Origin of the sequence: Corynebacterium sp. HMSC066C02 (assembly GCF_001814945.1) — a bacterium.
GTDB classification, from domain to species: Bacteria; Actinomycetota; Actinomycetes; order Mycobacteriales; family Mycobacteriaceae; genus Corynebacterium; species Corynebacterium aurimucosum.
Window position 1 is genome coordinate 113,888 of the sequence record NZ_KV818474.1, and the last position, 9,372, is coordinate 123,259.

The 9,372-nt window shown below is 61.1% G+C and carries 11 protein-coding genes, 1 pseudogene and 1 CRISPR repeat array; of the genes and pseudogenes, 3 read left to right on the forward strand and 9 right to left on the reverse strand.

Annotated elements, in window-relative coordinates; translation table 11 throughout:
* The first annotated feature begins 26 nt into the window (after nt 1-26).
* Nucleotides 27-368, forward strand: a complete 342-nt coding sequence (locus HMPREF2996_RS10930) for a DUF4229 domain-containing protein (RefSeq protein WP_070711039.1) — start codon at nt 27-29, stop codon at nt 366-368.
* Nucleotides 369-376: 8 nt separating this feature from the next.
* Here the strand turns inward: HMPREF2996_RS10930 and HMPREF2996_RS10935 are convergent, their stop codons facing one another.
* The 3 genes from HMPREF2996_RS10935 to HMPREF2996_RS10945 are packed head-to-tail and all read right to left on the reverse strand — an operon-like array spanning nt 377 to nt 2,972.
* Nucleotides 377-1,261: a 1,4-dihydroxy-2-naphthoate polyprenyltransferase gene (locus tag HMPREF2996_RS10935; RefSeq protein ID WP_070447966.1), complete on the reverse strand. Its 885-nt coding sequence runs from the start codon at nt 1,259-1,261 to the stop codon at nt 377-379.
* Between the two features lie 5 nt (nt 1,262-1,266).
* Nucleotides 1,267-2,121, reverse strand: coding sequence for a metal ABC transporter permease (locus HMPREF2996_RS10940; RefSeq protein ID WP_070447968.1), 855 nt, complete (start codon nt 2,119-2,121; stop codon nt 1,267-1,269).
* Nucleotides 2,118-2,972, reverse strand: a complete 855-nt coding sequence (locus HMPREF2996_RS10945) for a metal ABC transporter permease (protein ID WP_070447970.1) — start codon at nt 2,970-2,972, stop codon at nt 2,118-2,120. The genes HMPREF2996_RS10940 and HMPREF2996_RS10945 overlap by 4 nt, the downstream gene beginning before the upstream one ends.
* Before the next feature lies 1 nt (nt 2,973).
* On the opposite strand from HMPREF2996_RS10945, the gene HMPREF2996_RS13025 reads away from it, so the two are divergent.
* Nucleotides 2,974-3,273: a hypothetical protein gene (locus HMPREF2996_RS13025; RefSeq protein WP_246823033.1), complete on the forward strand. Its 300-nt coding sequence runs from the start codon at nt 2,974-2,976 to the stop codon at nt 3,271-3,273.
* On the opposite strand, the pseudogene HMPREF2996_RS13030 reads toward HMPREF2996_RS13025, so the two are convergent.
* A pseudogene (locus tag HMPREF2996_RS13030) lies at nt 3,247-3,678 on the reverse strand (metal ABC transporter ATP-binding protein); the annotation flags it as partial. The gene HMPREF2996_RS13025 and the pseudogene HMPREF2996_RS13030 sit on opposite strands and share 27 nt — an antisense overlap.
* The gene (locus HMPREF2996_RS10955) at nt 3,678-4,604 is read right to left on the reverse strand and encodes a metal ABC transporter substrate-binding protein (RefSeq protein WP_070447974.1); all 927 of its coding nucleotides are present in this window, start codon (nt 4,602-4,604) and stop codon (nt 3,678-3,680) included. The gene HMPREF2996_RS10955 and the pseudogene HMPREF2996_RS13030, both read right to left, overlap by 1 nt.
* A gap of 107 nt (nt 4,605-4,711) precedes the next feature.
* On the opposite strand from HMPREF2996_RS10955, the gene HMPREF2996_RS10960 reads away from it, so the two are divergent.
* Entirely contained in the window at nt 4,712-5,401 is a 690-nt protein-coding gene (locus tag HMPREF2996_RS10960; RefSeq protein WP_046647781.1) for a metal-dependent transcriptional regulator, read from the forward strand.
* Here HMPREF2996_RS10960 and menE read toward each other — a convergent pair.
* The 4 genes from menE to HMPREF2996_RS10975 form a co-directional block, all read right to left on the reverse strand.
* Complete coding sequence (gene menE / locus HMPREF2996_RS10965; RefSeq protein WP_070731363.1) at nt 5,398-6,546, reverse strand: o-succinylbenzoate--CoA ligase; 1,149 nt, start codon at nt 6,544-6,546, stop codon at nt 5,398-5,400. The genes HMPREF2996_RS10960 and menE overlap by 4 nt on opposite strands.
* Before the next feature lie 11 nt (nt 6,547-6,557).
* Nucleotides 6,558-6,719 (reverse strand): hypothetical protein, encoded by a 162-nt coding sequence (locus HMPREF2996_RS12850; RefSeq protein WP_010189743.1) that lies wholly within the window; start codon nt 6,717-6,719, stop codon nt 6,558-6,560.
* A gap of 26 nt (nt 6,720-6,745) precedes the next feature.
* Nucleotides 6,746-7,726 carry a 1,4-dihydroxy-2-naphthoyl-CoA synthase gene (locus tag HMPREF2996_RS10970; protein WP_070711042.1) on the reverse strand — a complete coding sequence of 327 codons (981 nt, stop codon included), beginning with the start codon at nt 7,724-7,726 and terminating at the stop codon, nt 6,746-6,748.
* A 360-nt stretch (nt 7,727-8,086) separates the two neighbouring features.
* Nucleotides 8,087-8,548, reverse strand: a complete 462-nt coding sequence (locus HMPREF2996_RS10975) for a DIP1984 family protein (RefSeq protein WP_010189741.1) — start codon at nt 8,546-8,548, stop codon at nt 8,087-8,089.
* Between the two features lie 151 nt (nt 8,549-8,699).
* Nucleotides 8,700-9,313: direct repeats of the CRISPR family, unit length 36 nt; unit sequence GCTGGGGTTCAGTTCTCATTACCCCTGATAGACTTC.
* Nucleotides 9,314-9,372 lie beyond the last annotated feature (59 nt).

The window sequence follows — 9,372 nt, forward strand, 5'->3', positions numbered from 1 at the left end:
ATGCCCGCAAAGCAAAAGTGAGAATTATGAGTCAGACAGAAAACACCACCAACACTTCCCAGAACCCCGAACCGCCCCAGCCGGACCCGGCGCTCAAGCGCCGCTCCCGCGTCGCTTTGTGGAAGTACGGGGCTGCCCGCGTGGTGCTGTTCATTGTGCTCACCGCGGTAATTCAGCTGCTGGCCATGGCGGTACTCGGGGCCTTTCCGCTGTTGGTCTCCGCCCTGTTGGCGTTGTTTGTGGCGCTGCCGCTGTCCATGCTGATCTTCTCCACGTGGCGCATGGAAGCCACTCAGACGCTGGCGGAGTACTCCGCGCAGCGCAAGGCCCACAAGAAGTGGGTCCAAGAGGAGCTGGCCGGCCGCTAAATCGGTGGTTAAACCAGAGCCAGCGCTACAGCGTTGATAACCGCCCACACCAGCATTGCGCGGCCGGCCATGCCAAGTACTGGGATGAGTTTCGGGCCGCGTGCGCCGCGGTTGACGGTGCGGATAGCACCCAGCGCGAGGGGGAAGTAGAGCAGCGAAGCGAGCGCGGCCCAGGAATCGAAGGCTAGGCCGATGGTGAGTAGTACCGGCAGCAGCAAGAGTGTCATGAATAGCGTGCGGGACTTTTTATCACCTAGGCGCACCGCCAAAGTGATCTTGCCGGTGGCCTTATCGGAGGGGATGTCCCGGATGTTATTGGCCAGGTTTACCGCCGCACTCATACCGCCGATACCCACGGCTAAGGCAAGGCCCGTCCACGTGATGCGGCCGGCCTGCGTGTACTCGGTACCTAGGACCGCGACGAGTCCGAAGAAAACGAAAACGGCGATTTCCCCAAACCCGCGGTAGCCGTAGGGGTTCTTGCCACCGGTATAGAACCAGGCGCCGGCGATGCACACGGCGCCGACGAGGATGAACCAAGCTGCGTTGGCAGCCAGGGAGAGCGAAATTCCCGCGATGGCGGCCACGCCGAAGCAAGCGAAGGCGGCGAACTTGACGTGCTGTGGTTTGGCCAGCCCGCCGCCGGTGAGGCGCTGGGGGCCGGTGCGGTCATCATCGGTGCCGCGGATGCCATCGGAGTAGTCGTTGGCGTAGTTCACGCCGATGATAAGAGCCCAGGCCACGATGAGTGCCAGCAACGCCCGGCCCCAGTGCAAACCATGCGCCGCGGCGGCAGCGCCGGTACCAGCGATAACGGGAGCAAAGGCATTGGCCCAGGTATGCGGGCGAGCACCCTGGAGCCAATCGGCAGGAGTGGCGGAAAAGGCAGACATGCTCACTATTGTGCCACTGGTGTGGTTCGCTGCGGCAATGAGCTGGTGCGTTGGCGAAGGCGGTAGATAATGAGCACCGCGACGAAAACGACGGCATTGGTGACTGTCATTGCGGCAGAGGTAGCTGCGTCGAGGACATAGGCAACCCAAAATCCAACGACTGCGCTGATCGCGGCAACGCCACAGGCAGTCAACACCAGCGTGGGCACGCGCTGAGTAAGCAGTCGCGCGGTCATCGTCGGGAATACCATGAGCGCGATGACCAGCATGGCACCGGCAGCGTGAAAAGCGGCGGTGGCAGTGCAGGCAACCACGGTCATAAAAATGACGTGAAGAACGCGCGTGGGCACCCCGCGTGCGGCACAAAAATCGGCGTCAAAAGTCGTGGCGGATAAACGCGGCAGTGTAAGGGCGAGGAAGAGAGCATTGATACCCAGCACTGCGGCCATGATGTAGCAATAGTTAGGGTTGGAGAAGGCCGCGAGGTTGAGATCACCGACGAGAACCGCGTGGACATCAAGGTGCACGTGGCTCATGTGCGTGGAAATCAAGATGACTCCGGCGGCAAACAGGGCGGGAAAGACCAACCCGAGGGCGGAATCAGCAGTCACCAGTGGGCTGCGCTGTAGCGCATCGGTGCCTAACGCCACTACCAGGGCACCGGCGGCCGCGGTAGCGAGCAGCACGGGCGAATCCAGATCGGAGGTAAAGAGGTAGCCGATGGCAATCCCGGGGAGGACGGCATGGCCGATGCCGTCGATAAGCATGGCCTGGCCTTTGAGGACAACAAAGGTGCCGGGGATAGCACAGGCCAAGGCGGTCAGGACGGCAAGGAGACAAGCGGTGGCGGCGAGGGTCATGAGGCGAGCTTTCTGCTGAGGAGGCTGATGGTGACGAGCGCTGCCTGAGCCAGGACGATGACCGGACCGGTGGGCAGCGGGCCGTGCGCAATGGAGACATAGCAGCCGAGAGCAGCGGTGGCCGCGCCGAGGAACCCGGAGAGCGCGATGAAAGGTAGCAAGCGCGTGGTCCAGGGGCGGGCAGCGGCGGCAGGGCTGATGACTACGGCGACCATGAGTACCACGCCGACGACTTTGACACCGAGCACCGTGATGGCGGTGAGGGCGAAGAAACTAGCCGCGTTGAGGAACGAGGCGCGAATGCCGGCTACCTGGGCAAAACTTGAGTCAAAGGTGACCGCGGCCTGCCGGGTGTGAATGAGGAAAAGAAAAAGCAGCACGCAGCCACCGATGATGAGTGTGGAGCGCACATCCGCGCGAGTGAGCGTGGAGGCATTTCCCAGCAAATAATCCTGGATTCCGGCCTTGCCAGGCAATGGTCGGCGGGAAATATACTGCATGAGCAGCATGCCTACCGAGAAAAACGTGGTCAGCGTGGCCGCCATCGCAGTGGTTTGCCCCAGGGGAGTCAACCGCGGGATGAGGTGAATACAGACCACCGCAAGCGTTCCGGTGAGCAGGGCTCCACAAGCAAGGAGCCAGACGTTTCGCCCGTCCCAGCCAATGGCGGTGGCCACGAGGAAGGCGGTGAGCAGGCCGGGCAGGGAAGAATGCGAGATGGCATCGGCCAGCAGGCTGGTGCGGCGAACATATACCAATGGGCCGAGCGCGCCGGCGCAGCCACCGATCAGCACGGTACCCAGGAGTGCCTGGGTATAGGTGTAGTTCTGAAGAAGCTCGAGTGGGTTCATGATGGCAGGGAAACATATCGGCAATGGCGGACTCTGTGAGAACCTGTTCGGTGGGGCCAGCAGCAATGAGCCGGCCGTGGCCGACCATGAGGACCTCATCGCAAAAGTCGGCGACTTCCGCCAGGTTGTGGTGCACCAGCAGGATGGTCACGCCGTTGTCGCGCAGTTCCTTGAGTACATCCATGATGGCGCGCTGACTTGCGGCATCAACACCAGCGAAGGGCTCGTCCAGGATGATGAATTCCGGATCGCTAACGAGCGTGCGCGCCAACAACACGCGCTGGCGCTGGCCACCAGATAGCGCGGAAATTGGCAGTTGCGCGTGTGCCTGCATTCCGGTGCGAGCAAGTGCTGCGTGGGCGGCGTCTTTGTCAGCGCGGCTGGGCCACTGCCACCAGCGCAGCCCGGCGGTGCGGCCCATCAGGGCAACGTCGAAGGCGGTGGCAGGGTAACTCCAGTCGATATTCGCATGTTGTGGCATGTACCCGAGCCGCTGCCGAAAATGCGCAAGATCGACGCCATCGAAGGTCATCGACCCGCAGGCTAGTGGCGGAAGGAGCCCGACCAGCGTGCGGACCAGAGTGGACTTTCCCGACCCATTCGCGCCTACCAGTCCGGTGATGGTCGCGGGGGTGAGGGTGAAGGTGGCGTCGTGAAGCACCGGCGTGCGTGGATAGCCGGCGGTGAGTTTTTCAACGTGGAGCATTAGCTCAGTGCTTTCGCCACGGCGCTAGCATTGTGCTCAAAGGCTCCGAGGTAGGTATCGGTGGGGGCTTCCGGGCCGAGGGTATCGGCAAAAAGCTCCTCATCCGAGATGGTGACTGTCCAGTTGCGGGATTCTACGGCTTCCTTGAGAGAAGTGATGGCCTGTGGGTTCGCCTGGTTATCTTGGAAGATAACGGGGACCTTTTTCTCCGCGATGGTATCCGCGAGCTCGGAGATCTCAGTGGCGGACTTGGTGGCTTCGGTGGTGACGAAGTCGGTGGCTTGGACTTCAAAGTCGAAGGTCTTGCCGAAGTAGTTGAAAGCGTCATGGCCGGTGATGAGAACGCGCGGGGAGGCGTTTTCGAGTTCCTTAGCGGCCTTGTCGTGCGCGGCTGCAATCTTGTCTTCATATGCATCGGCGGCCGCGGCATAGTCTTCGGCATTGTCAGAGTCGATTTCACCGAGTTTGGTGCCGATGTGATCGACGACCTGGCTCCACAGCTCGGGGCTATTCCAGATGTGCGGGTCGTAGAGTTTTTCGCCCTTGTCGCCTTGCTCGGGCCACGGCAGGAGGTCAGCAGTATCGAGCTGTTCGCCGACAGCTAGCTGCTTCTCACCGAGGGAGGAGAGCTGGTCCACCATTTGCGCCTCGAGGTGAAGGCCATTCCAGAGGACGAGGTCGGCGTCCTGCATCTTTTCAATATCGCGCGTGGTGGGCTGGTAGGTGTGTGGATCGCCGCCGGGGCCGACCATGGTGGTGATGTCGGCGTCCGGGGCGATGTTGGCGGCCGCATCAGCCAAGTAACCGGTCGTGGCGAAGATCGTCAGATTGTCGTCCTGGGCTTCGGCGGAGTCGCTGCTGGTGCAGGCAGTCAGCGCGGTGGCAGCCACGAGGGAAGCGAGGGGAAGCGCAATAAGTTTCTTCACGGGAAACCTCTCTTATTAAAAGTAAATGTCGATGTTCAATAGAGTGAACTTGAAAGGGCATAAGTCCTGAAACTTTTGGAAGCAATAGGCTGAACTACGATGGGGGTATGCACATCAGTGAGCTGCCCGAACGCACCCAGGACTACCTCAAGATCCTCTGGACCTATGAGGAGAAAGAGGGCGCTAATACCGCGATGCCGCTCGGGGATCTAGCCAAAGCGGCGGGGCAGAAACTGCCCACTACTTCGGAGGCGGTCAAGCGCCTGGCCGCGAAGGGGCTGGTGGAACACGAACGCTACTTCGGTGTTCGGCTTGTTGAGGAAGGCCGGCGGCTGGCTGTGGCAATGGTGCGCCGGCATCGACTCCTGGAAACCTTCCTCGTGCGCACTCTGGGCTATACCTGGGATGAGGTGCACGATGAGGCAGAAATGCTAGAGCACGCGACGTCCGACAGGCTCGTTGAACGTCTCGATTCTTTCCTGGGCAACCCCGCCCGCGATCCGCATGGTGATCCCATACCTGCCCCGGATGGCACTGCCGAGCCGGTCTCGCGCATTACGCTTATCGACGTCCCCGCACAGACCCCCGTCACCGTGGAGCAGGTCACTGACGCTGACGGCGAATTTTTGCGCTACCTGGATAAATATGGAGTGCGGCCGGGAGTAGAATTGACCGTCGTTGCCCCTTCGGTTGCGGGTGTGCTCGAGGTTGCCGTCGATGAAGGTTCACACTTCCCCCTCGGGGAATCCGCTGCGCGCGGCATTGCCGTACGCAGCTTTGGCGAAGCGGAGGCTTAGCTGTCCCACATGCGGGCGACGGCGAGGCGGTCAACCTTGCCGGGACCGGTGGTGGGGAGCTGGGCCAGGCGCTTGAAGTCCTTGGGGATTTGCCACCGGGGAAGGCCACTATCGTCGAGAGCCACAAGGATATCGCCGACATCCGCCCATCCGGTATAGGCAGCGACGATCATCTGTCCTAAGCGTGGGTGGGGGATGCCGACCACGCACACGCCGTCCACTCCCGGCACGTGCAGGATGTGCTGCTCGAGCTGCTCTGGGTGGAGCTTGAGCCCGCCGGTGTTCAGGATGTTGTCGAGGCGCCCGGTGACGGTGAGGTGGCCGTCGTGAAGCGCGCCGGCGTCGGAGGTAGCAAACCACGAGGTGCCGGACTCATCGACCACGAAGGCATCTGAGTCCACGTTTCGATAGCCCTGGGCAATCATGGGCCCGCCAAGGTAAATGCGCCCCTCGTCGCCGAGGCGAACACGAGCGCTATCCAGTGGCTGTCCGTTGTAGACGCAGCCACCGGAAGTCTCCGAGGAACCGTAGGTGGTGACGATGGTGATGCGCAGCTTCTTTGCTGACTCCAACAGTTGCGGGTGGGTCGCAGCACCCCCGACGAGGATGGCGTCAAAGGTGCGCAGGGCCTCGATTCCCTCTAGCGAATCCATGGCCTTGGCCAGCTGCATGGGGGTCAGTCCCGTGTATGAGCGATCCCCAGTGGCAGCCAGCTCGTGCGCGGCGCGGGCGAAATTGGGGATGGAAAAACCTTCCGACAGGTCAAGGCAGAGCGGCTCCACACCCGCGACGAGCGAGCGGATTAATACCTGGATTCCCGCGATATGGGCGGCGGGCATGGCTAGCAGCCACTGACCGGTGCCGCCGAGAGCGCGGTGCGTGGCATCGGCGCTGGAGACCAAGTTGGCGGCCGTGAGTTGCGCGCCTTTCGGCGTGCCCGTGGACCCGGAGGTGGCCACGACCAGCGCGATGGAGGAATCAATAGGTTCTCCTGCGCGCATGTGGTTGCGCAGGAGCTGCGCGCGGGTGCAGTCCTCCGCCGGAATGGGCAGGAAGGTAGCTTGTCCTGCGATGGCCGCCTCCAGATCAGGGAGGATGGCGGCGGGGTCATGTGGATTGACAGGCAGAGGAGAGAGGATGGTCACGGTTAGCTAGGTTACCGCCCGCGGTGCTCGTAAGGGTTGATGAGCTCATCCTCCTGATCGAAGGGGCGCTCGCCGTCCCTCTGAGCCTGCTGGATGCGGCGCAACATCCACACTCGCGACGCAATGACGGCAATGAGCGCGATGGCCGCGAGGGCAATGGCGAAATACAGCACTGTGGATTCTCCTCGAGGAATGACGATTAGTAGTAGTACGGGAAGTCATCCCAGTTGGGCTCGCGTTTTTCCAAGAAGGATTCCTTGCCTTCGACGGCCTCGTCTGTCATGTAGGCCAGGCGCGTGGCTTCTCCAGCGAAGACTTGCTGGCCCATGAGGCCGTCATCGGTGAGGTTGAAGGCGAACTTGAGCATGCGCTGGGCGGTGGGGGACTTCATGTTGATTTCGCGCCCCATCTGGATGGCGGCGTCCTCCAGATTGGCGTGGTCAACTACCTCGTTGACCGCACCCATCTCATACATGCGCTGTGCGTCATAGGTGCGGCCTAAGAAGAAGATCTCGCGGGCGTACTTTTGGCCCACCATCTTGGCCAGGTAGGCCGAACCATAGCCGGCGTCGAAGGAGCCGACGTCGGCGTCGGTTTGCTTGAAGCGGGCTTCCTGGCGGGAGGCGATGGTCATATCGCACACCACGTGCAGGGAGTGCCCGCCGCCAGCAGCCCAGCCGTTGACCACGGCGATGACCACCTTGGGCATGGTGCGGATGAGGCGCTGGACCTCCAAGATGTGCAGGCGGCCGCCCTCAACCTTCTCGCGGGCGGTGTCCACGGTGGACTCATCGGCAGTCGCGTCATCATGCGCGTGCTCCGTGGCATAGCGGTAGCCGGAGCGGCCGCGGATGCGTTGGTCACCGCCGGAGCAAAACGCCCAGCCGCCGTCCTTCTGGGAAGGCCCGTTGCCGGTCAGCAATACCGTGCCGACATCCGGGGTGCGACGCGCGTGGTCCAGCGCGCGATAAAGCTCATCCACCGTGTGCGGACGAAACGCATTGCGCACCTCGGGGCGGTCGAAGGCGATGCGGACGATGCCATCCTTACGCTGTGGCTTTGGACCGTCACTGTTAAGTCGGTGATAGGTGATATCCGTGAGATCCTCAAAGCCCTTGACGGGCTGCCAGAGCTCCGGCTTGAAAGGGTTATCGGTGCTGTAGTTCTTCTGCTCGCTCATGGCACACCAGCTTAATTGCAAAGCAGTGCGCCGGAAGTATAGTCCCCATTCCCAAACCCTCACCCACACTCTCCGCCCAGCGCGGCGGTGATAAACAATAAACAATACTGCGGGATTATCCCCGTCAATGTGCACGTGTACTCCGTACCAGCGCGGTACACCATACAGTGGGACGGAATCGAACCTCCCTGCCTTCTTGCGCTACGAAGGCGCCTGAGAAGCACTGGGCTCTTCCCTGCCCAGTAAGGGTTGCGCTCGCTGCGAAGGGTGTGGGCTACCGTCGCGCGCTTGGCGCGCAACATGACTACATGTCGAACGACATGGCGTGCCGCAAGCATGCGGCACAACTAGCGGCAGACCTTATTTAGTTATCAGTTCCGTATTCCAGTTCAGCTGCTGGATGCGGGTATCTAGCTCGCGGTACTGGCGGGCCAGATCGTCGGCGCGCTCGCGCAACTTCGGCACGGGCACCGTGGCCACGAACTTGATCTCTGAGCGGGAGTAGCGGTCGTGGCGCGCACCCGCGCGCTCGGCCAATCCCTGGTAAATGCGGCGCTTGCGCAGCAGTCCATCACGAAGTGCGAGTGCCTCCATCAGCGTGATCTCATCGTCGAACGCGGTAGCCGTGTTCGTGGCGTTGATCGCGATGACGAGCTCATCGATGCGCTTGGTTACGCCCTCCAGCTCACGGAGGAGATCCGTCGGGTTCTCATCCGGTTCATCGCCTTCCTGGATGCGGACGGTTGCCGCGAGTCGGTCACTCAGCGAGTTGAGGCGCTCCTGCGCCTGAGCGCGCTCGGCCAAGGCTTCAGCAAGTAGCATGATTCCTCCTTAAGAAGTTAGAAGAATTAAGCTAGGGCTACGGCGCTTCGCTGTCAATAGATGATGAGATCAATTTCAGAGTCTTTGCGACAATTCGACTTTCCGCGTCCCTGGAAATCCTTCACTAAGCTATTGATAGCAGGGTAGTGAGGCTGGGGTTCAGTTCTCAATACCCCTGATAGACTTCAACCCTTCTGTCTGCCGTACAATTGCCCGCTGGGGTTCAGTTCTCATTACCCCTGATAGACTTCCACGCGCCGCCGCAAGCACCCAATACGCGCTGGGGTTCAGTTCTCATTACCCCTGATAGACTTCTCACCCGCAGCCTCATCACCCTCGACCTGCTGGGGTTCAGTTCTCATTACCCCTGATAGACTTCCGAAGCAGCCCTAGAAGGCGCGACCAACGCTGGGGTTCAGTTCTCATTACCCCTGATAGACTTCGGCACCTTCGACGCCGCAATGCAGATGGGCTGGGGTTCAGTTCTCATTACCCCTGATAGACTTCTATTAAATTCGTGGCTGCAGCAGTGATGGCTGGGGTTCAGTTCTCATTACCCCTGATAGACTTCGGCAGGCACATGCAAACCATCCCCGAAGGGCTGGGGTTCAGTTCTCATTACCCCTGATAGACTTCGCCGCCGCGCTCTGGTGTACGCCGACGGGCTGGGGTTCAGTTCTCATTACCCCTGATAGACTTCTTCAGTGCAGAAGAGATTGCTCAGATTCAGCTGGGGTTCAGTTCTCATTACCCCTGATAGACTTCACCGACATTGACGAGGGCTGGGAGGGTAGCTGGGGTTCAGTTCTCATTACCCCTGATAG